Raw genomic sequence first — 25,091 nt, 5'->3', positions numbered from 1 at the left:
CCCCGGTGGTTCAGGCCCGCACCTCGCCGGCCGGTGACAGCCCGCCGACCGCCCGGTCGCGGTGCCGGTAGCGGCGTTCGGGGCGGCCGGCGACGCCGTACCGCAGGGACACCTCGGCGCTGCCGACGATGTGGAAGTGCTCCAGGTAGCGCCGGGCGCTGACCCGGGAGACGCCGGTGAGGGCGGCGCACTCGCTGGCGGACAGGGAGCCGTCGGCGGCGCGCAGGGTGCGTTCGATCAGCTCGGCGGTCTCCGCGCTCATCCCCTTGGGCAGCACCGGGCCGGGGAGCGCGGGGCCCGTCGCGCCGGCCAGGACCCGGTCGACGTCGGCCTGGCCGCGTACCACCGTGCCCAGCAGCCGGCCGCGCCGTTCCGCGTACCGTTCGAGCCGCGTCCTCAGGTCCTGGAACTCGAAGGGCTTGAGCAGGTAGTCGACGACGCCCTGCCGTACGGCGTCGCGCACCGCGTCCGTCTCGCGGGCCGCGCTGACGACCATGACGTCGCAGTCGTGCCCGGCGGCGCGCAGCCGCGGCAGGACGTCGAGGCCGAACATGTCGGGCAGGTACAGGTCGAGCAGGACCAGGTGCGGGCGGAGCCGGTCGACGGCGGCGACGGCCTGCTCGCCGGTGCGGGCGACGCCGACCACCCGGAACGGGCTGACCCGCTCGACGAAGGCCCGGTGGACCCGGGCCACCATGAAGTCGTCGTCGACCACGAGGGTGTCGATCGGCTGCGCCGGGCCGGCTGCGGTCGTCGTCATGTCGCTCCTTCCGCCACCGCGTCGACGAGGTGGCTGACGGTCGTGCGGGCGGTGACCGGGCACCGGTCGGCGCGGCGGTCGCCAGGATCTCACCGCCGTGACGTTCGCAGACCGGGCGGGCGGGCGCCAGAGGCGTTGCCGGGTCGTGACCGCAATGACCACAACGTCCGTTGGTGACGCAAGCGGGACAGCTCCGCGGTGCCGGGGCACCATGTGGCGCACATCGACGCGACGACAGGTGGTGGCACTCGTGCGCCTGCGCACTCCCCTCGCCCTGCTCGGGGCCGCCGTGCTGGTGCTGGTGGGACCGCCGCTGCTGGACACCGGCGGCGGCGACGGAACCGGTACTCAGATCCCGGGCCTGCGCCTCATGGTCCCCAACACCCCCGGCGGCGGCTACGACATCACGGCCCGTACGGCGGCCAAGGACGCCGAGGACGCCGGACTGACCCACGGCATCGAGGTGTTCAACCTGCCCGGCGCCGGCGGCACGGTCGGGCTGAGCCGGCTGGTGGGCGAGCACGGCAACGGCAGGCTCGCGATGTCCATGGGACTGGGCGTGGTCGGCGCGGTCCGCTCCAACCACGCCCCCAGGACGCTCGCCGACACCACGCCGATCGCCCGTCTCACCGAGGAACAGGACGTGGTGGTGGTCGCCAGGGACTCCCCGTACCGGACGATCGGGGAGCTGACCGCCGCCTGGAAGGAGCGCCCGGGCAAACTGCCGGTGGGCGGCGGTTCGTCACCGGGCGGTCCCGACCATCTGGCGCCGATGCTGATGGCGCGGGCCGCGGGGATCGCCCCGAAGGCGGTCAACTACGTCCCGTTCGACGGCGGCGGCGAGCTGCTCGCCTCGATCCTCGGCGGCAAGGTGGCCTTCGGGGTCTCCGGCGTGGGTGAGTACCTCGACCAGATCAGGTCGGGCGAGCTGCGTCTGCTGGCGGTCACCGGGCCCGAGCGGGTGGAGGGGCTGGACGCGCCCACGCTGCGGGAGTCCGGGCTCGACGTGGACTTCACCAACTGGCGCGGCCTCGTCGCCCCGCCCGGCCTGTCGGACGCCGAGCGGACCAAGCTCACCCGCCTGGTGGAGGAGTTGCACGACTCGCCCGAGTGGCGGAAGTCGATGGAGACCAACGGCTGGGACGACGCCTTCCTCACGGGTGAGGAGTTCGGTGACTTCCTGGCCGCGGAGGACGACCGCGTGGTGTCGGTACTGAAGGAGCTGGGCCTGTGAGCACCCCCCGTACGGACCGCGCCGCCACCGGCCGGCGCGCCTGGCTGCGCGACCACTCCGAACTCGGCGTCTGCGTGCTGCTGCTGGCGCTCGGTGTGCTGGTGCTGACCGACGCGCTGACCATGGACGTCGACCTCACCCAGCGCGGCCCGGTCGGCCCCCGGACGGTTCCGCTCGTCGTCGGCGGCGGGCTGCTGCTGATCGCCGCGCTGCTCGCGGTGGACGTGCTGCGCGGCGGCCGGGGCGAGGCGGAGGGCGGGGAGGACGTCGACCTGTCCGAGCCCGCCGACTGGCGTACGGTCCTGCTGCTCGCCGGGGTCTTCCTCGGCGCGGCCGTGCTCATCGGCCCGCTCGGCTTCCCCGTGGCCGGCGCGCTGCTGTTCTGGGGCGCCGCGTTCACACTGGGCAGCCGCCGCGCGGACCGTGATCCGCTGATCGCCGCCGTGCTGTCCCTGGTCACCTATGCCGTCTTCGACAAGCTGCTCGGGGTGCCGCTCCCCGGCGGACCGCTGATGGGAGTGCTGTGACATGGACGCCCTCGACTCCCTCCTGCACGGCTTCGGCACCGCCCTCACCCCGGTCAACCTGCTGTGGGCCGCCTGCGGCGTGCTGCTGGGGACCGCGATCGGCGTGCTGCCCGGCATCGGTCCGGCGATGGCGGTGGCGCTGCTGCTGCCGGTGACGTACGGCCTGGACCCGGTGGCCGCGTTCATCATGTTCGCGGGCATCTACTACGGTGCCATGTTCGGTGGTTCCACCACCTCGATCCTGCTCAACACCCCCGGTGAGAGCGCGGCCGTGGTGGCGGCCATGGAGGGCAACCCGATGGCCAAGGCGGGCCGGGGCGCGCAGGCGCTGGCGGCCGCCGCGGTGGGGCACTTCGCGGGCGGTCTGATCGGCACGGTGCTGCTGGTGGCGCTGGCGCCGATGGTCGCGGACCTGGCGGTGGACATCGGCGCGCCGGACTACTTCGCCCTCATGGTGCTGGCGTTCATCGCGGTGACCTCGGTGCTCGGCTCGTCCCGGGTGCGGGGGCTGGCGTCCCTCCTCGTCGGCCTGACCATCGGGCTGGTGGGCCTGGACCAGATGACCGGCCAGCAGCGGCTCACCTTCGGTTTCCTGCAACTGGCCGACGGCGTGGACGTGGTGATCGTCGCGGTCGGCCTGTTCGCGATCGGCGAGGCGCTGTGGGTGGCGGCCCGTCTGCGGCGCGGCGCGGCGGACCCGATCCCGGTGGGCCGGCCCTGGCTCGGCCGCGCGGACCTGCGGCGCACCTGGAAGGCGTGGCTGCGGGGCCCGTTCATCGGCTTCCCGTTCGGCGCGATCCCGGCGGGCGGCGCGGAGATCCCGACGTTCCTGTCGTACGTCACCGAGAAACGGCTGTCGAAGCATCCGGACGAGTGGGGCAAGGGCGCCATCGAGGGCGTCGCGGGGCCGGAGTCGGCGGCGTCCGCGTCGGCGGCGGGGACGCTGGTGTCGATGCTGACGCTGGGGCTGCCGACGACGGCGGTCGCGGCGGTGATGCTGGCCGCGTTCCAGCAGTACGGCATCCAGCCCGGTCCGCTGCTCTTCGAACGCGAACCCGACCTGGTGTGGGGCCTGATCGCCTCGCTCTTCGTCGGCATGGTGCTGCTGCTCGCGCTGAACCTGCCGCTGGCCCCGCTCTGGGCCCGGCTGCTGCGCATCCCGCGGCCCTACCTGTACGCGGGGATCATGTTCTTCGCCGCGGTGGGCGCGTACGCGGTCGGCGGGGAGGTCATCGACCTGGTGATCCTGCTGGTCATCGGCCTGGTCGGCTTCGGGATGCGGCGCTACGGGCTGCCGGTGCTGCCCGCCGTCATCGGCGTCATCCTCGGCCCCGCCGCCGAGCAGCAGTTGCGCCGCGCGCTCCAGATCAGCGACGGCAGCGCCACCGGTCTGGTGAACACGCCGTTCGCGGTGACGGTGTACGCGCTGATCGTGCTGCTGCTGGTCTGGCCGCTGGTGGGACGGCTGGTGGGACGGGGAGACCGCCGGCGGTCCCGGACCACCGGCGGCTCCGCTCCGGGCGCGTGACCGCGCCCCGGCGTCGTACGTCAGTCCTTCGCGGCGAGTTCCCTCAGCGCGATGTTGAGTTCGAGGACGTTGACCCTGGGCTCCCCGATGAAGCCGAGGGTGCGGCCCTCGGTGTGTGTGTCGACCAGGCGGTTCACCTGGGCGGCGGTGAGGCCGTTGCGGTCGGCGACGCGGTGCGCCTGGAGCCGCGCGTACCGCGGGGAGATGTCCGGGTCGAGTCCGGAGGCGGAGGAGGTGACCGCGTCGGCGGGCACCTCGTCCGGGTCGACCGGGTGGTCCGGGACGGAGTTGTCCCTGACCACGGCGGCCTTCGCGGCCTTCACCCAGCCGAACAGCTCCTCGTTGCCGGCGGAGCGGTTGGTGGCGCCCGACAGGATCAGCTCGTACCGGGTGTTGACGCTGTTGGTGCCCAGCCCGTTCGCCGGACGCCCCTGGAACCACTTGAGGTCCGCCTCCGGGGTCTCCTGGCCCTTCTTCAGCGGCAGGTTGTACGCCTGCCCGATGAGGGACGAGCCCACGACCCGCCCGCCGGCCTCGACCTGTGAGCCGTCGGCCTTGCCGGGGAACAGGGCCTGGGCGACTCCGGTGACCGCCAGGGGGTAGAGGACGCCGGTGATCAGGGTGAGGACGAGCAGGGCGCGCAGGCCGGCGCCGAGCAGCCGGGCGGCGGTGGATACCGAGGTGTTCATGACGGTCAGCCGATTCCGGGGATGAGGGAGAGCAGCAGGTCGATGATCTTGATGCCGATGAAGGGCGCGATCAGTCCGCCGAGTCCGTAGACGGCGAGGTTGCGGCGGAGCAGCCGGTCGGCGCTGACCGGGCGGTAGCGCACGCCCTTCAGGGAGAGCGGGACCAGGGCGATGATGATCAGCGCGTTGAAGATCACGGCGGCGAGGATCGCGGAGTCCGGCGAGGACAGGCGCATGATGTTGAGCTTGTCCAGGCCGGGATAGACGGCGGCGAACAGCGCGGGGATGATCGCGAAGTACTTGGCGACGTCGTTGGCGATGGAGAACGTCGTCAAGGCGCCCCGGGTGATGAGGAGTTGCTTGCCGATCTCGACGATCTCGATGAGCTTGGTCGGGTCGGAGTCGAGGTCGACCATGTTGCCGGCCTCCTTCGCGGCCGACGTGCCCGTGTTCATCGCCACGCCGACGTCGGCCTGGGCGAGGGCGGGGGCGTCGTTGGTGCCGTCGCCGGTCATCGCGACCAGTTTGCCGCCGGCCTGCTCCCGTTTGATCAGGGCCATCTTGTCCTCGGGGGTGGCCTCCGCGAGGAAGTCGTCGACGCCGGCCTCGTCCGCGATCGCCTTGGCGGTCAGCGGGTTGTCGCCGGTGATCATGACGGTCTTGATGCCCATCCGGCGCAGTTGCGCGAACCGCTCCCGCATGCCCTCCTTGACGACGTCCTTGAGGTGGACGACGCCGAGGACGCGGGGTCCGCGGGCGTCCTCCACGGCGACCAGCAGCGGGGTGCCGCCGGCCTCGGAGACGCGGCTCACCAGGCCGTCCGCGTCCGGTGCGATGTCACCGCCCCGTTCCCGTACCCAGGCGAGGACCGAACCGGCCGCGCCCTTGCGGATCTTCCGGCCGTCCACGTCGACGCCCGACATCCGGGTCTGCGCGGTGAAGGAGATCCACTCGGCGCCGGTGATGTCGCCCCGGTGCCGCCCGCGCAGCCCGTACGTCTCCTTGGCGAGGACGACGACGCTGCGGCCCTCGGGGGTCTCGTCGGCGAGCGAGGAGAGCTGGGCGGCGTCCGCGACCTCGGCCTCGGCGGTGCCGCGCACCGGCACGAACTCGGTGGCCTGCCGGTTGCCCAGTGTGATGGTGCCGGTCTTGTCGAGCAGCAGCGTGGAGACGTCGCCGGCGGCCTCGACCGCCCGCCCCGACATGGCCAGGACGTTGCGCTGGACGAGGCGGTCCATGCCGGCGATGCCGATGGCGGAGAGCAGCGCGCCGATGGTGGTCGGGATCAGGCAGACCAGCAGCGCCACCAGGACGGTCATCGTCAGGTCGGTGCCCGCGTAGTGGGCGAGCGGCGGCAGGGTGGCGCAGACCAGCAGGAAGACGATGGTCAGCGAGGCCAGCAGGATGTTGAGGGCGACCTCGTTGGGGGTCTTCTGCCGGGCCGCGCCCTCCACCAGGTTGATCATCCGGTCGATGAAGGTCTCGCCGGGCCTGGTGGTGATCTTGACGACGATACGGTCGGAGAGCACCTTCGTGCCGCCGGTCACCGCGCTGCGGTCACCGCCGGACTCGCGGATCACAGGCGCCGACTCCCCGGTGATCGCCGACTCGTCGACGGAGGCGACGCCCTCGACGACGTCGCCGTCGCCGGGGATGACGTCACCCGCCTCGCAGACCACCAGGTCGCCGACCTTGAGTTCGGTGCCGGGGACGACGCTGCCGTCGGTGCGGCGGGCGACCGTATCGGTCTTGGCCTTGCGCAGGGTGTCGGCCTGTGCCTTGCCGCGGCCCTCGGCGACCGCCTCCGCCAGGTTGGCGAAGAGCACGGTCAGCCAGAGCCAGGCGCTGATGGTCCAGCCGAACCAGTCGCCGGGGTCGGTGAAGGCGAAGACGGTGGTCAGCACCGAGCCGATCCACACCACGAACATCACGGGCGACGTGACCTGCGCCCGCGGGTCGAGCTTGCGGAATGCCTCCGGCAGCGACCGCAGCAGTTGCTTCGGGTCGAAGAGGCCGGCGCCGACGCGTCCCCCGGACGGCTGGTGACCGGTGGGCACGTCGTCGTGCGGTGCCCGGGTCGGTATGGCTGTGGACATCGAGTCCTCTTGGTTCTCGGTACGCGTCGTCATGCCGCCAGCCCCTCGGCGAGCGGCCCCAGCGCCAGGGCCGGGAAGTACGTCAGACCGGTGATGATCAGGATGGCGCCCACCAGCAGGCCGGCGAAGAGCGGCTGCTCGGTGCGCAGGGTGCCCGCGGTGGCCGGTACCGGCCGCTGTCCGGCCAGCGAGCCGGCCAGGGCCAGGACGAAGACCATGGGCAGGAAGCGGCCGAGCAGCATCGCCAGGCCGATGGTGGTGTTGAACCACTGGGTGTCGGCGTCGAGGCCGGCGAAGGCGGAGCCGTTGTTGTTGGCGCCGGAGGTGTAGGCGTAGAGGATCTCGGAGAAGCCGTGCGCGCCGGAGTTGGTCATGGAGCCGGCCGGGGTCGGCAGGGCCATGGCGAGCGCGGTGAAGACCAGGACCAGCGTCGGCGTGACCAGGATGTAGCAGGCGGCCAGCTTGATCTCGCGGGTGCCGAGCTTCTTGCCGAGGTACTCGGGGGTGCGGCCGACCATGAGACCGGCGATGAACACCGCGATGACGGCCATGATCAGCATGCCGTAGAGGCCGGAGCCGACGCCGCCGGGGGCGATCTCGCCCAACATCATGCCGAGCATGGTGATGCCGCCGCCGAGGCCGGTGAAGGAGGAGTGGAAGGAGTCGACGGCGCCGGTCGAGGTGAGGGTGGTGGCCACCGCGAAGATCGACGAGCCGGCGACGCCGAAGCGGGTCTCCTTGCCCTCCATCGCACCGCCGGCCAGTTCCAGCGCCGCGCCCCGGTGGGCGAACTCCGTCCACATCATCAGGGCGGTGAAGGCGAGCCAGATGGTGGCCATCGTGGCGAGGATCGCGTAGCCCTGCCGCACCGAGCCGACCATGACGCCGAAGGTCCGGGTCAGGGCGACCGGGATCAGCAGGATCAGGAAGATCTCGAAGAGGTTGGTGAAGGGGGTGGGGTTCTCGAAGGGGTGGGCGCTGTTGGCGTTGAAGTAGCCGCCGCCGTTGGTGCCCAGCTCCTTGATCGCCTCCTGCGAGGCGACCGCGCCGCCGTTCCACTGCTGCGAGCCGCCGGTGAACTGGCCGACCTCGTGGATGCCGGAGAGGTTCTGGATGACCCCGCACGCGACCAGGACCACGGCGGCGACGACGGCCAGCGGCACCAGGACGCGGGTGATGCCGCGTACCAGGTCCGACCAGAAGTTGCCCAGCTCACCGGTGCGGGACCGGGCGAACCCGCGCACCAGCGCCACCGCCACCGCGATGCCCACGGCGGCGGAGACGAAGTTCTGCACGGCCAGACCGGCGGTCTGCACGACGTGCCCCATGGCCTGTTCGCCGTAGTACGACTGCCAGTTGGTGTTGGTGACGAAGGAGGCGGCGGTGTTGAACGCCTGGTCGGGGTCGATGGCCCGGAACCCGAGCGAGAGCGGCAGGACGCCCTGGAGCCGCTGGAGCAGGTACAGGAAGAGCACCCCGGCCGCCGAGAAGGCGAGGACTCCGCGCAGATAGGCGGGCCAGCGCATCCCGGTGTCCGGGTCGGCCCCGACGCAACGGTAGATCCACCTCTCCACCCGCCAGTGCCGGTCGGAGGAGTAGACCCGGGCCAGGTAGGTGCCCAGGGGGAGGTAGGCGAGCGCCAGGGCGCCCATGAGGGCGAACAGTTGGAGCACGCCGGCGGTGACGGGTCCCATGGGGTGTCTCAGAACCTCTCCGGGAAGATCAGGGCGAGGACGAGACAGCCCAGCAGGGCGACGGCCACGACCAGGCCGACGACGTTCTCGGCGGTCACAGCTTCGTCACCCCCTTGGCGACGAGGGCCACCAGCGCGAAGACCGCGATCGTGGTGACGACGAAGGCCAGATCGGCCATCGCTAGCTCCTGGAGTGAGGTGCGGTGGAACGGACGTTTCGAGGAAACAACCTCACCGGCCGTCTCCGGCCACTCCTTGACGCTCCTCATACGGGGGTGCGCACGCCTTTGACGGAACCCTGATGTGCGATGGCCGGAGCGGGTGGGTGGGTGTGCGGTGGGGGCGGGCGGGGCCGGAACCGGAGGGTCCCGTACCCGACGCGGCGGGACAGCGCTCCGCAAGGTTTCCTCAAGGGCCGCGCAAGCCTTTCGTCCGCCCCGTGGGGCAGGAAGCACGGCAGAAGGGCCCGCCGGGCCCGTTCGGACAACGGGGGACGCCATGTCGGCGTTGAACTTGAGCAGCGACCCGTCGGTCACCGGACGTGAGTGGCTGACCTTGGTCGGACGGAAGACCGTTCTGGTCGTGGTGCACACCCTGGTCTATGGAAAGCGGCTCCTCGACACCCTGTCGTTGCTGGAGGCCGACTTCCGGGTGCAGGTCGTGTTCACGGCACCGCCGCACGTCTTCGGCGACGAGGTGCCGCGCTTCCTGAGGCAGCTGGGCGGAGCGGTCCTGCCGTGGGACGAAGCGGTCCGGATGACGTTCGACCTGGCGCTGGCCGCGGGACCGCGGGGAGTGGAGAGGATCTCCGCTCCGCTGCTGACACTGCCCCACGGGGCCGGGTACCTGAAGCGTCTCGCCACCGGGCCGCACCCGGGTGTGGCCGGTCTGCGCCGGCAGGACCTCGCCCCCGGCGGCAGATTGCCCGCTGCCGTGGCGGTCCCCCATCACGCGGAACTGTCCGTCCTGGAACGGCACTGCCCCGAGGCGCTGCCGCTCGCCCAGGTGGTCGGGGACTCGGCGCACGACCGGATCGTCGCGAGCCTGCCGGCCCGCGCGGCCTACCGCCGGGCGCTCGGGCTCTCGGACGGCGAGGAACTGGTGGTCGTCGTCTCCACCTGGGGCACGCAGTCCTCCTTCGGCCGGTTCGAGACGCTGCTCCCCCGGCTCATGGCCGAGCTGCCCGCCGGACGCTTCCGCTCGGTGATCCTGGTCCATCCCAATGTCTGGTCGGGGCATGGATCGTGGCAGGTCAGGGCGTGGCTGGCACGCTGCGCCCGGCTGGGCATCGCGGTCCTCGCACCCGAGGCGGACTGGCGAGCCGTCCTGGTCGCGGCGGACCACATCATCGGCGACCACGGCTCCGTCACGCTGTACGGCACCCTCACCGGCGCTCCCATACTGCTGGCCAGCTCGCCGGAGCGGGAGATCAACCCGTCCTCCCCCGCCGCGACCCTGGCCACGACCGCCCCCGCGCTCTCGCCCGCCCACCCGCTGGTCGCCCAGCTCGAGTACGCCGGAGCGGAGTACCGGCCCGAGGAGTACGCGCGCATCGCCGGACGCATCACCTCCGAACCGGGACGGTTCAACCGGAACATGCGCCGGCTGATGTACCGGTTGCTGCGGCTGGGCCAGCCGGCCCACGAACCGGAGACGGTGCCTCTGCCGGAACCGCCCGCGCTGGAGGAGTGGACACGAGCCGGAACGGGTGTCCCGGCATGAGGAGCCTCGTCACGGTGGAACTGCGCCCCGCCCCGCCAGTGCGGCCGGGTCACGCCGAGCGCCCGCGCCGCCGGCCCGGCACGGTCGTCGCCCTGGCCCTGCTGGGCACTTCGGCCGGGCGCGTCTACGGTTTCTCGGCACGGGCCCGCCGGCCGGACGCCGCCGGTGTGTCCGGGGGCGAGGAGCACGTCGCGGCCGACGCCGAGGTCTGCCGCGACCCCGGCTGGCTGAGCTGCTCGGACGTGCTGTACACCGGCCGCGCCCGGCAGATGCCCGACGCGGTGCGCTGGCTGACGAGCGTCATGGGCGCGTTCCCGGGCTGCCGGCTGGCGGCGGCGCCGCTGGCCGGGGGAGGCTGGGCGGTGCTGGACGACGTGGGACGGCCGGCCGCCCTGCTGGGCCCGCGGGTGCCCGCGGACCAGCCCCTGCTGGCCTCCTGCCTGTACGCCTGGCTGGTGCTGGGGCACGAGGTGCGGGCCTTGGACGACCTGCGCGTGTGGCGCGGGGCATAGGGCCCTCCTCCCGGCGCGCGGGCCCTCGCGCGCCGTCCTCATCCCAGTCGGCGCGCGTCCGCCGGGCTCGTGACCTCGTACAGGTCACGGGCCCGGGCACGGAACTCCGAGGCCGCGGTGGTGTCACCGCGTTCCCTCGCGCTGTCGGCGAGCATCTCCAGGGTGCGTGCCTGCCAGTGTGCGGCTCCCGAGGCGGTGAACGTCGCGAGGGCCTCCCGCATCTGGGCCGCGCCCTTGACGTGGTCCCCGGCACGGGCGTGTGCCCGCCCCAGGAACGCGAGGGCACGGGCCGCGTCGTGCGGGTCGGACACGGCGAGCAGCCCTTCGCGGGCGAGGGTGAAGCGGGCGATGGCCCGGCCGTGGTCGTGTTCGGCGAGGGCCACCTCGCCGAGCAGGATCCTCGCGAGAGCCACGCCGCGCGGGTAACCGCACTCGCTCCAGGTCTCCACCGCGCGGTCCAGGTCGGACACGGCCTCGGCGTACCGTCCCGCGGCCATGCGGCAGCCGCCGAGCCCCAGGAGCGCCTGTCCTTCGTCGCGCCGGTCGCCCGCCTCCCGAGCGGCCCGCAGGGACGCCGTGTACCAGTCGGCCGCCTCCTCGGTACGGCCCGCGGCGCTCAGACCGATGGCACCGGAGTTGAGCATCTGCCGTTCGGCCTCGCGGTGCCCGTCCCGGCGTGCCGCATCCAGACCGGTCCGGTGCGCCTCGATCCAGAGGTCGTAGTGACGCATTCGGAGGAACAGCGGCCACATCGCGTCGACGAGTTGCCAGGCGGTGGCATGCCACCCGTGCTCGGCGGCCAGCCGCAGCACCGCCATCAGATGTGTGCGCCGGGTGTCCAGCCAGTCCAGGGCGGCCCGGTCGTCACCGAAGGGCGCGGACCACTGGGCGGGGTGGGCGTATGTGCGGGGCAGAGTGAGCTGGATCGGTGTGATCAGCCGTTGGGCCTCGGTGGCGGTCCACAGGTACCAGTCCGTGACCCGGCGGGTGATCCGCTCGCGCTCCGTCCCGGTCAGCGTCGCCGTGGCGCGGTCGCGGGCGTGCACGCGTACCAGGTCGTGGAAGCGGTAGGTCTCCGGGCCGGCGCTTTCGAGCACGTTGGCCTCGACGAGTTCGTCGAGCCGTCGTGCGGCCCAGGCAGGCGTCCGGCCGCTCGCCGCGGCGGCGGTGTGCACATCGAAGGAGGGCACGGGCAGCAGGCCCAGGGCCCGGTAGAGAAGCGCGGGCCGGGGGCCGAGTGCCGCGTACGACGCGTCGAGTGCCTTCTGCACGGTTCCCGCTCCCTCGATCTCCAGCACGGTCAGGCGGTCCTCGTCCGGGGCCAGTTCCTCGGCCAGGGAAGCGGCCGGCTGCCCCGGACGGGCGGCGAGCCTCGCGGACGCGAGGCACACCGCGAGCGGCAGGCCGGCGCAGAGCGAGACGATCTCCCGGACCGCGGGCAGCTCACCCGCGACGCGGTCCTCGCCCGCACCGCGGATGAACAGCTCCAGGCCGGCCGCGGAACCGAGCGGGCGCAGACGGAGGAACCGTGCGCCGTCCATGGCCAGCCCGCTCAGCCTGCTGCGACTCGTGACGACGACGAGGCCACCGGAGCCACCCGGTAACAACGGCCGGATCTGAGCCGCGCTGAAGGCGTTGTCCAGCATGACCGCGATCCGCAGGTTCGCGGTGACCGAACGCCACAGGGACGCCTGCTCCGCCAGGTCCGCGGGGACCGCGGGAGTCCCGAAGGCCCTGAGGAACTGACCGAGGATCTCGCCCGGGTTCGCCGGACCGTTCTCGACGTGCCCGCGGAGGTCCGCGTAGAGCTGCCCGTCGGGGAAGGCCGGCGCGTGGGTGTGCAGCCATCGGGACGCCAGTGTCGTCTTGCCCATTCCCGCGGGGCCGTTGATGACGATGAGCGGCTGCGGGGCACCGTCGTCGGACCGGGTCCCCAGCATCCGGTCGAGGGCCGCCTGTTCCTCGGCGCGGTCGGTGAAGTGGGCGGGTACCGGCAGGAGCTGACGGGGTGTGGGAAGCCGGTCCGGTGCGGAACTGTAGATGCGGATGCCACCGTGTACGTCGCGCGCCTGGACGGCGGGACCGTACAGGTGGGCCGATCCGCCGATGACGTTCGTGCCCCGCTCGTCCTCCGGCGCCGCAGCCATACCCCCGCCTCCCCCGGCCGTCCCGTTCGGGTGATCGCAGGGGTCCTACCCAAGCCACTGGTCGGAAGACTCGGAACGGCACCATTCACGTCAGAAAAGAAACGTTTTGGCCAGGACTTGACCACACCTGGAAACGATCCGCCCCTCCCTGTCATGCTCATTGCCCTGATGCCGCGTCCGTTGCCCGCCGTCATGCCTCGGCGTACGACCAAGATCCGCGGGAGGCACTGATTGGAACTCCAGCTACTGGGCCCGGTCGGCCTCCGGGTGAGCGGCCGACGCGTGGAACTCGGCTCGGACAAGGAACGGGCTCTGCTGGCCTCCCTGGCACTCGAGTCCGGCCGCCCGGTCGCCCTGGACGCGTTGGTGGACCGCCTGTGGGACGGTGATCCTCCGCCGCAGGCCCGCGCGAACATCCACACCTACGTCTCGAGGGTCCGCAGACGGTTGCGTCTCATCGGCCCCTCCGCCGAGGGCGCGCCGCGCATCGTCAACCGAGCGCATACCTACACGCTGGAAACCGCCTCCGGCACCGTGGACTGGCACCGCTTCAACCTGCTGGTGACGAGGGCGGGCGGTTCCGTGTCCCGAGGGGAGGACGAACGGGCGGCCGGACTGCTGGAAGAGGCCGAACGGCTCTGGCAGGGCGAAGCGCTGGCCGGTCTGCCCGGACTGTGGGCCGAGACCGTGCGCAGAATGCTGGGTGAGCGCCGGCTCGCCGCAACGGTCTCCCGGATGGCCTCCCTCCTGCGGCTGGGCAGGTTCGCCGAACCGGCCGCCGAGCTGTCCGCCCTCCTGGACCGGCACCCGGGCGACGAGACACTCGCCGGCCAACTCATGCTGGCGTTCTACGGTGCCGACCGGTACACCGAGGCGCTCCGTGTGCATCAGGAGATCCGCCACCATCTGATGGCGCAGTTCGGCTCGCGTCCCGGTCCCGAGCTGACCCGTATCCACAGCGGGATTCTCGACCGCGTGCCCATCGCCGATCTCGTACGCGACAGCAAGCCGTCCCACCACACCGCCCCGCCCTCGCGCGCGCCCTTCGACGGGATCTCCCGTGCGGCGCCACGCTCACCTCGCAATCTGCCTCATCAGCCCCCTCTCGTGGGCCGTCGCACAGAGCTGGAGGCGCTGAGGTCGGCGGCCGAAGCGGCGGCGCAAGGGGGCACGGCGGTCACCCTGGAGTCAGTCAGTACGATCAGCGGGATGGCGGGCGTGGGCAAGACGGCCGTGGCCGTGTACGGCGCGCACCAGTTCGCCGAGCTGTTCCCGGACGCACAGCTCTATCTGGACCTCGGTGGCCACGCTCCTGATGGGAGCCCGGTGGAACCGGAGGCCGCGCTGGCCACTCTGCTACGGCTGCTCGGCACTCCGGCGCACACCATTCCCCTCGAACTGGAGGGCCGCACCGCCCTGTGGCGGACCATGCTCGCCGACCGCCGGGTCGTCATCGTGCTCGACGACGCGGCGAGTTCCCGGCAGGTCCGGCCGCTGCTGCCGGGGGGTTCCTCCTCCTTGACCATCATCACCAGCCGGCGCCACCTCACGGGTCTGCCGCTCACGCGGCACATACTGCTGGACGTCCTGCCCGACCACGACGCCATCGCCCTGTTCCGCGAGTTCGCGGGTGCGGAACGGACCGAGGACTTCGGCGAGTTGACGCGCATCGTCAGGCTGTGCGGCTGCCTCGCGCTCGCGATCGAGCTGGTGGCGAGCCGCTTTCGCGCCCATCCGTCGTGGACGCTCACCACGCTCGCCGACCGTCTCGCCCGCCCCGAAGGCCGACTGGACGAGATCCGGGACGCCGATCAGGACGTCACCCGCGTCTTCGACGTCATGTACCACACCCTCTCCGCCGAGGACCGGGCCACGTTCCGTCGCCTCAGCCTCCATCCGGGCCAGGACTTCACGGCGGAGGCGGCAGCCGCCTTGCTGGACCTGCCACGGACCGCCACGGAGCGGATGCTGGAGTCGCTGCTTGCTTCGCACCTCGTCCGCGAGCCGACACCGGACCGGTACCAGTACCACGACCTTCTACGGGAGTACGCGCGATCCAAGGCCCTCGCGGAGGACGGCGAGCCGGAGCGGTCGGCGGCCCTGCGGCGCCTGATCGACTTCTACACGGCCGCCGTCCACCACGCCGACCGGATCGCCCACCCCCGCCGGCTGAGGACGCGTCTGCCCGACGGACTGCCGCAGAACCAGGTGCCGCACTGGCCGGACGCGCGTGCCGCACGGGCCTGGCTCACCGCCGAGCGCGCCAACCTCATGGCCGTGGAGGCTCTGGCGCGCCGTCACGGCCGGCCGGGGACCGCCGCCGCACTGGCCTACGCCATGACCGGCTTGCTCGACATGGAGTGCCTCTGGAGCGAGGCGGAGAGCGTCCTGCGCCCCGCCGTGGACCACTGGTCCGAGGTGGACGACCTGACCGCCCTGTGCCGCGCCCTGTCCCAGCTCAGCGCCTTGCACGCGCATACCGGCCGCTATCAGGAGGCCGCCGAGACGGGTGACCGCGCTCTGCGGATCGCCCGCTCCGTCCAGGACACGGACGCGGAGGCGGAGGCCCTGCGTGTTCTCGGCACCCTGCACTGGCACCTGGGCGAACACCGTACCGCCCTGGTCCTGTTCCAGAAGGCGTTCGGCCTGACGGCGACCTCAGGTGACCCCTGGGAACGGGCCCGGGGGTACAACAACATCGCGGTGACCCTCTTGTTCCTGGGAGAACACGAGCGCGCCAGGGAACACTTCGAGGAAGCGCTTTCCGGATTCGAGGAAGCGGGCGACTACACATCGCTCGGCAAGGCACTGAACAACCTGGGCGACTTGTTCACCCGCGCCGGTGACCTCAAGTCCGCGCGTCGCGCCTTCCAGAAATCCCTCCGCTTTCTGGAGGAGGCCGGGAGTCGACACGACCGGGCAACCGTACGCGGAGGGCTGGCCGACGCCCTCACAGAGTCGGGCGACACGACCACGGCCATGGCGCTATATCAGGAAACACTCCTGGAATTCCGCACAGTCGGGGACCGGAAGAGCCAGGCCGACACCCTGATCGGGATGGGCGACGCACACCGCAGGGCGGGGAACACGGCGCAGGCGGTCCGCCACCTCACGGACGCGCTCGGCATCGCCAGGGATCTCGGCGCCACCCACCAGGAGGCGCAGGCCCGACGCCGCCTGGGTCAGGCGTACTTGGCCATGGGACACCTCTCGTCCGCGAGCGATCACCTCCAAGCCGCGGTGTCGCTGGCCGACCGCATGCAGGACATGGACGAAGCCGTACAGGCGCAGCGGAGCCTGGCCGAGGTCCTCCTGGCGTCAGGCGATGTCGTGGCGGCGCGGACACTGCTTAGACGCACGTTCGAAATGACACGTACGCGCAATCCCGCCGAGGCGGCGGCGATAAGCGAGCGCCTGGCGGGAATCGGCGGGGCGACCGAGTTGCTTAAATGAGCAACAATTCCAGGGGCCGGCGCTCGTACTGGCGACCGTAGGCCGCGTTTTCGATATTCGCCCTCGACCTGGTAACTTCCTCGCCATCAAGATCACCCTTGGAGGGGAAGGCACCAGCACGTGCGCAACAAGCACTACCGGGCGTCCGGAGCAGCCCTGTTCGTGGCCCTGGGCATCGTCCTGCTGTCGGCTCCCGGCGCCGCCGCGGCGACCCCGTCCGCTTCGGCCGTGACGGTCAGCGTAAATCGCTGCATCATCATATGAACAACTGATCAAGGACGGGTCGGCGCACAGAGCCGCCACGTCCCATGACCGGTCATACCCCTGACCGGAGGAGAAATCCCCACCGGGATCACAGGTGAGGGTGGCTTCACAAGCCACCCTCCTTCAGCAGGTCCCGCGGTCACACACGGGCCGGCTCGCCCCTGCGGGAGGCCGGGTGGTCCAAGTGGGCGACCACCGTCGGACAGAAGCGGTGGACGGCCTCGCCGACACCGCGGATGAAGCCCTACTGGTTCCCCCACACGTTCCACGCGGCAACTCCGAAGCCCGCTAGGTGCGCTCCGGAGTCGTACGTCACGGAGATCCACGGACGACCGGCGCCATGGGGGGCCACGCGGGGCTCAGTGGCCGAGGCCAGCCACCGGGCGGGTGGGGATCGCGTCGAGGGCGGTGCGGGCCTGCTCGTCGAGGGTGATCGCGGCCACGGCGAGGTTCGCTTCGAGGTGGGCGGGGTCGGCGGTGCCGGGGATGAGGAGGGTGCGGGGGCTGTGGTGCAGCAGCCAGGCCAGCCCGATCTGTGCCGGGGTGTGCCCGAGGCGTTCGGCGGCGGCGCGCACGGCCGGTTCGTCGGTCACCTTCGGCAGGCCCGGGAACGCGCCGCCCAGCGGGAAGTACGGCACCCAGGCGATCCGCTCCTCGGCGCAGAGCCGGAGCACGTCCTCGTCGTCGCGGGCGACGAGGCTGTAGGCGTTCTGCACGCACACGATGCCGGCGGGCAGGGCGTGGCGCAGGACGTCCAGGGAGACACTGCTCAGCCCGATCGCGCCGATCTTGCCCTCGTCGCGCAGGGCGAGCATCTCCGCGAGCTGGTCGTCGAGGGGGATCACCTGGTCGTCCGGGACGGGGATGGTGATGCCGGAGTCCACCCGGCGGAGGTTGACCACGGGGATCCGCTCCGTCCGCAGGGCGGTGAGGTTCGCCTCGACGCTCGCCCGCAGGTCCTCGGGCCGCTGGGCCAGCCGCAGCGGGAAGGGGCCGCCGGGGTCGGAGACGGCGCCGACCTTGCTGACGACCAGCACGTCGTCGCCGGGGCGGAGGGCTTCGCGGATCACGTCGTTGACGAAGCCGTCGCCGTAGAACTGGGCCGTGTCGACGTGGTCGACGCCGAGGTCGATCGCGTGGCGCAGCAGGGCGACGGCGGCCGGGCGGTCGTCGCGCAGGCGTTCCAGCTGCATCGCGCCGTAGCCGACGCGGGCGACGGCGCGTCCCGCCAGCTCACCGGTGTCCTGCGGGCGCGCGGCCGGCCCGGCGCCAAAGGTGGGTTCGGATGTCATGGCTGCGTACTCCCGTGGGAGGATGGAGGGGAAACGGAGGAACCTCCGTTCCACCCACCGTAGCACTACCGGAGGAGCCTCCGCTTTGTCACGCGCCACGCCCCCGCCCCCGCCGGAGCCCGCCGGCCGGCCGGTCCGCCGCGACGCCCGGCGCAACCGCGACAAGCTGGTCGCCGCCGCCCAGGCGGCCTTCGCGGCGGCCGACGGCCCGGTCGCGCTGGAGGCCGTCGCCCGCGCGGCCGGTGTCGGCATCGGGACCCTGTACCGGCACTTCCCCACCCGCGAGGACCTGGTCGACGCCGTCTACGCCGCCGAACTCGACGCCGTCACCGCGAGCGCCCCCGTCCTCCTCGACCGGCACCCCGCCGATGTCGCCCTGCGGGCCTGGACGGGCCGTTACGCCGCCTTCGTCGCCACCAAGCGCGGCATGATGGACACCCTGCGGGCCGGCATCGCCTCCGGACGCATCGCCGCCCCCTCCCGGGAGCGGGTCACCGCCATCCTCGCCACGATGCTCGAACGGGGCGCCGCGGAGGGCACCCTCCGCGCGGACGCCGACCCCGAGGACGTCACCACGATGCTCGTCGGCGTGTTCCTCGCCGTCGCGGACGGCGCCTCCCGGGAGCGGACCGACCGCCTGCTCGACCTCCTCACGGATGCGGTACGGCCACGGGCGCGGCTCCCCCGGCCGGAGACGCCCCCCCGGCCGCGGTGACCCTCCGGCCCGGGGGGCGGGGTACCGTCCGGCGCCCGCCCGTCAGCCACGATCCGCTCCCGGGCGGGTCACCCGGCGTCGCCGGGCCGGTACGTGCCCCACACCTCGCGCAGGGCGCCGCAGACCTCCCCCACGGTGGCGTGCGCGGCCAAGGCGTCCTTCATGGGCGGGAGGACGTTGACGTCGCTCTCGGCGGCCTTCTTGAGCATGTCGAGCGCGTGGCGGACGCGCGTCTGCTCGCGCCATGCCCGCAGCTTGGCGATGCGCTCGGTCTGCCGGGCCTCGACCGCGGGGTCGGCCCGGTCCCGTTCGCCCGAGCCGGTCCCGCGGGCGGCGCGGCCGGAACCACGCTCGATGTCGTCCATCTGGAAACCTCGTTCCAGGGCGCCGACCGCGCCGCCGAGGTCCTCGACCTTCCGCAGCAGTTCCAGGGCGGCGGCCTCTAGGGCGTCGGCCGCTTCCCTCACGGCGTCGGAGCCGGCGAGCGGGACCACCGCGGCCGTCGGGCCCGTCGCGCGGGCCGGGGCCGGCACCCGGGCGGGACGGCGCGGCATCCGCGCACGCGGGTTCTCGACGCCGAACTCCTCGCGCAGCACACGCGCCCAGACGCGCCGCGCGGCACGGAGGACCGCGGCCTCGTCCGGGGCCGTCGTGCGGGCCGCGAAGCGGAAGGACAGACGGGGCGCGAACTCGGCGGCGTCCAGGCCGGCCGCGATCGCGGAGCGCACATAGGCGACACCGTTGGCGAGGGTGAAGGCGATCTCCTGCGCGGGGAGGGCGCCCGCCTCGGCCATGCGGTGGCCCGAGACCACGATCGGGTTCCACCCGGGCATCTCGGCCCGGCAGTACGTGAAGACGTCCGCGGTCAGCCTGAGCGACGGCCCGGGCGGGAAGATGCACGCCCCGCGCGCGATGTACTCCGCCAGCACGTCGTTGCGGACGGCGCCGGTCAGGCGGCGCACGGCGACGCCCTGCTCCTCCGCCACCAGTTGGTACAGCAGCACGAGCAGGGCCGCCGGCGCGTCGATCGTCAGGGAGGTGGACACTCCGTCCAGCGGAACGCCGCTGAAGAGGACGCGCATGTCGTCGAGGGAGTCGACCGCCACGCCGGCCTTGCCGACCTCACCGCGGGCGCGCGGCGTGTCGGAGTCGTGCCCCCTGCGGGTGGGAAGGTCGAACGCGACCGACAGCCCTCTGACGCCCTGCCCGATCAGCTGCCGGTAGCGTTCGTTGGACGCCGTCGCCGTGCCGGAACCGGCGTACCGGCGCTCCGCCTGCCGCTCCGCCGTGTCCCGGCCGCCCGGCTCCTCCGGCCCGTGGACCGGCGGGACCCGTCGGTCCGGCTCCGCGCGTCGGCGGCTCCGAGGCATCACTCACTGTCCCTTCAGCCACGGGGCCGCGGGTGTTCGACGACAGCGGCGGCACCGGCCCGGTGCGCCGTCCCGAAGGTCTCCTCGGCGAGCAGGACGGCCCCCCGGAGCGAGGACCGTCCGCCGAGGGCGGCCGGCCGGACCTCGACCGGCGGGACACCGGGCCGGGCCAGTTCCCTCACCCGCTCGGCGACCGAGTCCACCAGTGCGGGCAGGCCCGCGGCGAAACCACCGCCCACGCGGATGACCTCGGGATGGGCCAGCTCGCAGATGCCGACCGCGGCACGGGCCAGGGCGGCGGCGGTCTCGTCCACCGCCGCCCTGGCCCACGGCTCGCGGGCAGCGAACGCCTCCACCAGTGCGGGGAAGTCGGTCTCCCGGCCGCGCAGTTCCGCGGCGCGGCGCAGGGTGGCCGGCCCGGAGGCGACCGCCTGCACACAGCCCCGGCGTCCGCAGTCGCATCTCGGTCCGTCGCGGTCGATCAGCAGGTGCCCGACCTCGCAGGACCCCCGGGCCGGCCCCGGCCACGACCGTCCCCCGACGACCAGACCGCCTCCGATGCCGGTTCCCACGCCGAGGTAGAGCAGGTTCGCGACGCCCGCTTCCCGGGCTTCGGCCAGCGCCGCGAGGTCGCCGTCGTCCGCGAACACCGACGGGGTGTCCGGGAACACCCGGCCGACGGCGGCCGTCAGGTCGAGACCGACCCAGCTCGGCCGTCCGGGCCAGGTGAGCACCGTACCGTCCGGGCCGCAGACCGCCGGCACGGCCAGTCCGACGCCCCGGAGCGGTGCCGGGTCGTTCCGCAGCAGCGCCCGGACCCGTTCGGCGATCAGGTCCATGTCCGCCGCGGCATCGCTGTCCGCGGGCCACCGGAACGTGTCCTCCAGCGCGCCCGCGCCGTCCACGCGGCCCTCGACGCGCAGGGCGACCTTCGTCCCGCCGATGTCGATACCGAGGTAACTGATGCCGCCTCCTCTCCTCGGGTCAGCTGCCCACGCTCTGACCGTGGTGGAACACGTTGCCCGGGTCGTACGACGTCTTCACCCGCAGCAGTCTGGCGTAGTTGTCGCCGTAGTACGCCCGCTTCCAATCGGAGAGACGCGGGTCGGGGAAGTTGATGTACGCCTCCCCCGTAGACGCCGGTTCGATGATGCGCGATCCCCGGTCCACCCAGTCGACCATGGCGGCCTCGTCGTCCGCGGGCGGCGTCGCCGACGACGTCATCGCGGCGAAGCCGGTCATGAACTGGGCGGTGCGGTGCCAGTACGCGGTCTCGGTCCGGCTCGTCTCGTTCGCCCGGCCGCCGGTCGCGGTGAAACTGAGCAGGCGGGTCTGCCCGGCGTACCGTTCCCGGTCGTAGAAGGCCAGTGCGTCCGCCAGGACCGATCCGGTCACCGGACGGTCGTAGATCCGGGTGCGTTCGCGCAGCACGCCGTTGCGGGGCAGTGCGGCGTCCGGGTTCTGGCCCACGAGGTGGCACTCACGGGTGGTCAGCTCTCCGCAGCCGTACACCCGGCGCATCACGTCGCCGTAGGAGAGTTCCGCGACCTCCTTGGTGACCGGCGCGGTGCCGGCCTCGGCGGCCATGGCGTTCAGCTCGTTCTCCAGTGCGCTCCGCTGCCCCCAGTAGGCCCCGCTGATCGTGATGGTCGGGATGTTCCCCGAGGCGGCGTCGGGCAGGACCACCAGCAGGGCGGAACCGAGGTCGTACGGGCCGGCGACGCTCCACTCCTGCCACGCCTCCAGCACCTCCTGGGCCTTGTCCCAGGGCCACTCGGTGTGGAAGAAGACCCCGCGCGGCTGCTCGATGGGGCGGACCTCGAAGTCCAGGACGATGCCGAAGTTGCCGCCGCCGCCACCGCGCAGCGCCCAGAACAGCTCCGGCCGCTCGGTGGCCGAAGCGGTGACCAGCCGACCGTCGGCGAGCATGACCTTGGCCGACACGAGCCGGTCGGACGCGGTGCCGTACTTGCGTGTCTGGTGTCCGACACCGCCGCCGGAGACGAACCCGCCGGGGCACACCGTCGGGCAGGTCCCGGTCACGATCTGACGGTCGTACGGTTCCAGTGCGGTGAGCGCGTCGATGGCCTTCACCGCGGGGCCGACGTGGACGCTCCGGCTCCCGACGCCGACGTGGTCGAAGGCCGACAGGTCGATGACCAGGCCCTCGCCCGTCGACCAGCCGGCGAGGTTGTGACCGCCGCTGCGAGTACGTACTTCCACTCCGTGCTGCTGTGCGAACAACAGGCACGTGCGGACGTCCGCCACGGTCCGGCAGTAGGCGACGCCCGCGGGATTCACGGCGCTGAACTCGCCGAGGTAGACGGTCTTGGCGTTCTGGTAATTGCCGTCGGACGGGCGTACCAGCTCCCCGTCGAGCGCATTCTCCAGGGCATCCCAGTCATTCGGAGCCGTGGTGCCCGAAACAGCGCCGGCGAAAGCCGCTGACGATATGGCTCCGGTCGTGGCGGCTGCGGCCAGTCCGCTTGCGACCCTGAGAAGAGTTCTCCTGCTCGGCATACTATCCGTCCCTTCGGTAACCCCCCGAACCGTAAGGACCGCGAAGCAGGGAAAGGAACCCCTATAAACCCCCTCAAGTGGCTTACCGATCGAAGCTTGCCGACTGCTCGGATACATGCGACGTTAGCCGCGGTGTGACGATTCCCGGAAGGACGCGCATGACTCTCTCTGCCATCGAAGCGAACGAATGGATACGCCGTTACCATCCCTCACCGGAAAGCCGGGCAGGTCTTGTCTGCTTCCCGCATGCCGGCGGTTCCGCTCCCTATTTCTCCCCGGTGTCCACCGCCCTCGCTCCGTCGTACGAGGTCACGGCCGTCCAGTACCCGGGCCGCCAGGAGCGCCGGCACACGCCCTGCATCGACGACATCGGCGAACTGGCCCGCCGCTCCCACGCCGCGCTGACGCGGGCCGGCGTCGTCGGGTCCGGGAGGCCGGTGGCCCTCTTCGGGCACAGCATGGGCGCCGTGGTGGCCTTCGAGGTGGCCCGGCTGATGGAACGGGAGGGGGGCGCCGGGCCGGTGGTGCTGTTCGCGTCCGGACGCCGTGCCCCGAGCCGCTTCCGGGAGGATCACGTCCATCTCCGCGACGACGCCGGCATCATCGAGGACATCCGCGCGCTGGGCGGCACCGACTCCCGCATCCTCCAGGACCGGGAACTGCTCGACCTGATCCTGCCCACCCTGCGCAGCGACTACCGCGCCGTCGAGCGGTACCGGCGGGGCACGGACGTCCGGATCGGTGCGCCGGTCACCGTCCTCGTCGGGGACAGCGATCCGCACACCACCCGTCAGGAGGCGCTCGCCTGGGGCGACCACACCTCGGGCGGCTGCGAGGTGCACACCTTCCCCGGCGGTCACTTCTACCTGGAGGACCAGCAGGCGGCGGTCCTGCGGACCATCACCGAGAACCTGGAACGCCTGCTGCCCTGACGGGCCGGGCGGCGGACGGACGGCGGCGGAGGCCGGGACGGTGTCCCGGCCTCCGCCGTGTGCGACCGGTGCGGCCGGGTGCGGGCCGCGGGCCGGCGGGGCCGGTCAGCCGGTGACGAGGTCCGACTCGGAGGCGTCCGTCGGACCGCCGGCCGGCTGCCGGCGCTCCGGCTCCTTCTTCGCGAGCATGACGGCCCCGATGACCAGGGCCAGCAGCACGAACCCGGCGGCGAGCAGGAAGGCCGCGTGATAACCACCGAGCAGCGCGTCCGGCTCGGCCTTGCCCGCGGCCGTGAGGTCGTCCGTGCGGGAGCTGACCACCGCGCTGAGCACCGCGAGGCCGATGGCGCCGCCGACCTGCTGGGTGGTGTTGAACAGGCCGGAGGCGATGCCCGACTCCTCGGGCGTGACGGAGGACATGCCGAGCCCCATCATCGCCGGGGCGGCCAGACCGAAGCCGGCGCCCATGAAGAGGCTGGCGGGCAGGAAGTCCACCACGTAGGTGCCGTCGACCCGGGCGAACGAGAGCATCACGAAGGCCGCGATGATGAGGACCAGGCCCGTGAACAGCATCGGGCGCTGCCCGAACTTGGTGATCAGCCGGGCGGACAGCCCCAGGGAGATACCCGCGATCACGACCGCGATCGGCACGAATCCGAGGCCCGCCTCCAGGGAGCTGTAGCCGAGCACGCGCTGGACGTACAGGGTGCCGAAGAAGAGCAGACCGAACATGCCCGCGATCATCATGAACTGCACGATGTTCGCCGCGGTCAGGCTGCGGGAGCGGAAGATGCCCAGCGGCAGCAGCGGCTGCGCGGCGGTGGCCTGGCGCACGACGAAGCCGACGAGCAGCAGGATCGACAGCAGGCCGAGGAGCAGCGTCTGGGCCGAGCCCCAGCCGGCCTGTTCGGCGTCGACGATCGTGTAGACCAGCAGTGTCATGCCCGCGGTGACCAGCACGGCGCCGAGGAAGTCGGTCCCCTTGCTCAGCCCCTGGCCCCGGTCGCGCTCGATCCGGCCGAGACCGACCAGGATGAGGACGGCACCGATCGGGGCGTTGATGAAGAAGATCCAGTGCCAGCTCAGCGTGTCGGTGAGCACACCGCCGAGCAGCGGTCCGACCGCGCCGCCGCCCGCCGAGGCGAAGCTGTAGGCGCCGATGGCCTGCGCCACCTTGCGCGGCTCGGAGAAGGTGGTCGCGACCATGCCGAGAATGCAGGCGGAGGCGACGGCGCCGCCGATGCCCTGGATGAACCGGAACAGGATCATCGTCGCCTCGCTGGACGCGAACCCGCACAGCAGCGAGGCGAGGCTGAACAGCCCGACACCCGTGAGGAAAACGACCTTACGGCCGATCAGGTCACCGAGTCGTCCCGCCAGGAGAAGCAGGCCGCCGAACGGAATGACATAGGCGTTGACGACCCAGACCAGATTTTCCGAGGAAAAGCCGATCCCCCGCTGTACCGCCGGAAGTGCCACGTTCACGATGTTCTGATCGAGCACGATCATCAACTGGCCGAGGCACAGAACGCTGATCGTCAGCCACGGCGATTTACTCTTTTGCAGGGCGGGCTGGCCCATCTCCGGTCGCCTCCATTAGTGCACCGTTTGTTACAGCAGCCATGATGCGTGCCCGT

General features: G+C 72.1%; 21 protein-coding genes. 9 read left to right on the top strand and 12 right to left on the bottom strand.

From position 1 onward, the window contains the following. Positions 1 to 10: 10 nt before the first annotated feature. Entirely contained in the window at positions 11 to 760 is a 750-nt protein-coding gene (locus Sdagh_RS05020) for a response regulator (protein WP_189422068.1), read from the bottom strand. Between the two features lie 250 nt (positions 761 to 1,010). On the opposite strand from Sdagh_RS05020, the gene Sdagh_RS05015 reads away from it, so the two are divergent. The 3 genes from Sdagh_RS05015 to Sdagh_RS05005 are packed head-to-tail and all read left to right on the top strand — an operon-like array spanning position 1,011 to position 4,049. Further along, entirely contained in the window at positions 1,011 to 1,994 is a 984-nt protein-coding gene (locus Sdagh_RS05015) for a Bug family tripartite tricarboxylate transporter substrate binding protein (protein WP_189422069.1), read from the top strand. Then, a complete protein-coding gene (locus tag Sdagh_RS05010) occupies positions 1,991 to 2,521 on the top strand; it encodes a tripartite tricarboxylate transporter TctB family protein (RefSeq protein WP_189422070.1) in 531 nt (176 codons plus the stop codon). The genes Sdagh_RS05015 and Sdagh_RS05010 overlap by 4 nt, the downstream gene beginning before the upstream one ends. 1 nt (position 2,522) lies before the next feature. Then, positions 2,523 to 4,049, top strand: a complete 1,527-nt coding sequence (locus Sdagh_RS05005) for a tripartite tricarboxylate transporter permease (protein ID WP_190077820.1) — start codon at positions 2,523 to 2,525, stop codon at positions 4,047 to 4,049. Between the two features lie 20 nt (positions 4,050 to 4,069). Here the strand turns inward: Sdagh_RS05005 and Sdagh_RS05000 are convergent, their stop codons facing one another. From Sdagh_RS05000 to Sdagh_RS04980, 5 genes are read right to left on the bottom strand one after another with little or no spacing between them, the layout of a single operon-like run. Then, positions 4,070 to 4,738: a potassium-transporting ATPase subunit C gene (locus Sdagh_RS05000; protein WP_190011074.1), complete on the bottom strand. Its 669-nt coding sequence runs from the start codon at positions 4,736 to 4,738 to the stop codon at positions 4,070 to 4,072. Between the two features lie 5 nt (positions 4,739 to 4,743). After that, positions 4,744 to 6,867: a potassium-transporting ATPase subunit KdpB gene (gene kdpB, locus Sdagh_RS04995; RefSeq protein ID WP_190077819.1), complete on the bottom strand. Its 2,124-nt coding sequence runs from the start codon at positions 6,865 to 6,867 to the stop codon at positions 4,744 to 4,746. Further along, a complete protein-coding gene (gene kdpA, locus Sdagh_RS04990) occupies positions 6,864 to 8,528 on the bottom strand; it encodes a potassium-transporting ATPase subunit KdpA (RefSeq protein WP_190077818.1) in 1,665 nt (554 codons plus the stop codon). Before kdpA ends, kdpB begins: the two co-directional genes overlap by 4 nt. Before the next feature lie 8 nt (positions 8,529 to 8,536). Further along, on the bottom strand, positions 8,537 to 8,626 hold the full coding sequence (gene kdpF / locus Sdagh_RS04985) for a K(+)-transporting ATPase subunit F (RefSeq protein ID WP_189422075.1): 90 nt from the start codon (positions 8,624 to 8,626) through the stop codon (positions 8,537 to 8,539). After that, on the bottom strand, positions 8,623 to 8,796 hold the full coding sequence (locus Sdagh_RS04980) for a hypothetical protein (RefSeq protein ID WP_190011071.1): 174 nt from the start codon (positions 8,794 to 8,796) through the stop codon (positions 8,623 to 8,625). The genes kdpF and Sdagh_RS04980 overlap by 4 nt, the downstream gene beginning before the upstream one ends. Positions 8,797 to 9,025: 229 nt before the next feature. On the opposite strand from Sdagh_RS04980, the gene Sdagh_RS04975 reads away from it, so the two are divergent. Further along, positions 9,026 to 10,249 carry a hypothetical protein gene (locus Sdagh_RS04975; protein WP_190011070.1) on the top strand — a complete coding sequence of 408 codons (1,224 nt, stop codon included), beginning with the start codon at positions 9,026 to 9,028 and terminating at the stop codon, positions 10,247 to 10,249. Further along, the gene (locus Sdagh_RS04970) at positions 10,246 to 10,761 is read left to right on the top strand and encodes a hypothetical protein (protein WP_189422078.1); all 516 of its coding nucleotides are present in this window, start codon (positions 10,246 to 10,248) and stop codon (positions 10,759 to 10,761) included. The genes Sdagh_RS04975 and Sdagh_RS04970 overlap by 4 nt, the downstream gene beginning before the upstream one ends. Before the next feature lie 38 nt (positions 10,762 to 10,799). Here the strand turns inward: Sdagh_RS04970 and Sdagh_RS04965 are convergent, their stop codons facing one another. Next, entirely contained in the window at positions 10,800 to 12,908 is a 2,109-nt protein-coding gene (locus Sdagh_RS04965; protein ID WP_190077817.1) for an ATP-binding protein, read from the bottom strand. A 231-nt stretch (positions 12,909 to 13,139) separates the two neighbouring features. On the opposite strand from Sdagh_RS04965, the gene Sdagh_RS04960 reads away from it, so the two are divergent. Together Sdagh_RS04960 and Sdagh_RS04955 are read left to right on the top strand one after the other, a co-directional pair. Beyond that, complete coding sequence (locus Sdagh_RS04960) at positions 13,140 to 16,361, top strand: AfsR/SARP family transcriptional regulator (RefSeq protein WP_190077816.1); 3,222 nt, start codon at positions 13,140 to 13,142, stop codon at positions 16,359 to 16,361. A 120-nt stretch (positions 16,362 to 16,481) separates the two neighbouring features. Then, positions 16,482 to 16,625: a hypothetical protein gene (locus Sdagh_RS04955; RefSeq protein ID WP_189422081.1), complete on the top strand. Its 144-nt coding sequence runs from the start codon at positions 16,482 to 16,484 to the stop codon at positions 16,623 to 16,625. Positions 16,626 to 16,984: 359 nt separating this feature from the next. Here Sdagh_RS04955 and Sdagh_RS04950 read toward each other — a convergent pair whose 3' ends face one another. Next, a complete protein-coding gene (locus tag Sdagh_RS04950) occupies positions 16,985 to 17,917 on the bottom strand; it encodes an aldo/keto reductase (protein WP_190077815.1) in 933 nt (310 codons plus the stop codon). An 85-nt stretch (positions 17,918 to 18,002) separates the two neighbouring features. On the opposite strand from Sdagh_RS04950, the gene Sdagh_RS04945 reads away from it, so the two are divergent. Next, positions 18,003 to 18,632 carry a TetR/AcrR family transcriptional regulator gene (locus Sdagh_RS04945; RefSeq protein ID WP_226534581.1) on the top strand — a complete coding sequence of 210 codons (630 nt, stop codon included), beginning with the start codon at positions 18,003 to 18,005 and terminating at the stop codon, positions 18,630 to 18,632. A gap of 68 nt (positions 18,633 to 18,700) precedes the next feature. On the opposite strand, the gene Sdagh_RS04940 is transcribed toward Sdagh_RS04945, so the two are convergent. The 3 genes from Sdagh_RS04940 to Sdagh_RS04930 form a co-directional block, all read right to left on the bottom strand. Continuing rightward, positions 18,701 to 20,002, bottom strand: coding sequence for a methylmalonyl-CoA mutase family protein (locus tag Sdagh_RS04940; RefSeq protein ID WP_190077813.1), 1,302 nt, complete (start codon positions 20,000 to 20,002; stop codon positions 18,701 to 18,703). A gap of 14 nt (positions 20,003 to 20,016) precedes the next feature. Further along, entirely contained in the window at positions 20,017 to 20,907 is an 891-nt protein-coding gene (locus tag Sdagh_RS04935; RefSeq protein WP_229879877.1) for an ROK family protein, read from the bottom strand. Positions 20,908 to 20,986: 79 nt separating this feature from the next. Then, the gene (locus Sdagh_RS04930) at positions 20,987 to 22,393 is read right to left on the bottom strand and encodes an FAD-binding oxidoreductase (RefSeq protein WP_372478411.1); all 1,407 of its coding nucleotides are present in this window, start codon (positions 22,391 to 22,393) and stop codon (positions 20,987 to 20,989) included. 287 nt (positions 22,394 to 22,680) lie between these two features. Here Sdagh_RS04930 and Sdagh_RS04925 point away from each other — a divergent pair, with 287 nt between their 5' ends. Beyond that, complete coding sequence (locus Sdagh_RS04925; protein WP_189422085.1) at positions 22,681 to 23,454, top strand: thioesterase II family protein; 774 nt, start codon at positions 22,681 to 22,683, stop codon at positions 23,452 to 23,454. Between the two features lie 105 nt (positions 23,455 to 23,559). On the opposite strand, the gene Sdagh_RS04920 is transcribed toward Sdagh_RS04925, so the two are convergent. Beyond that, positions 23,560 to 25,035 carry an MFS transporter gene (locus Sdagh_RS04920; protein WP_190011061.1) on the bottom strand — a complete coding sequence of 492 codons (1,476 nt, stop codon included), beginning with the start codon at positions 25,033 to 25,035 and terminating at the stop codon, positions 23,560 to 23,562. Positions 25,036 to 25,091: the final 56 nt, after the last annotated feature.

This window comes from Streptomyces daghestanicus, assembly GCF_020521275.1.
Classification (GTDB): domain Bacteria; phylum Actinomycetota; class Actinomycetes; order Streptomycetales; family Streptomycetaceae; genus Streptomyces; species Streptomyces griseoviridis.
Note: the sequence above shows the minus strand (reverse complement) of the source record. Positions and strands in the feature narration are given on the sequence as shown.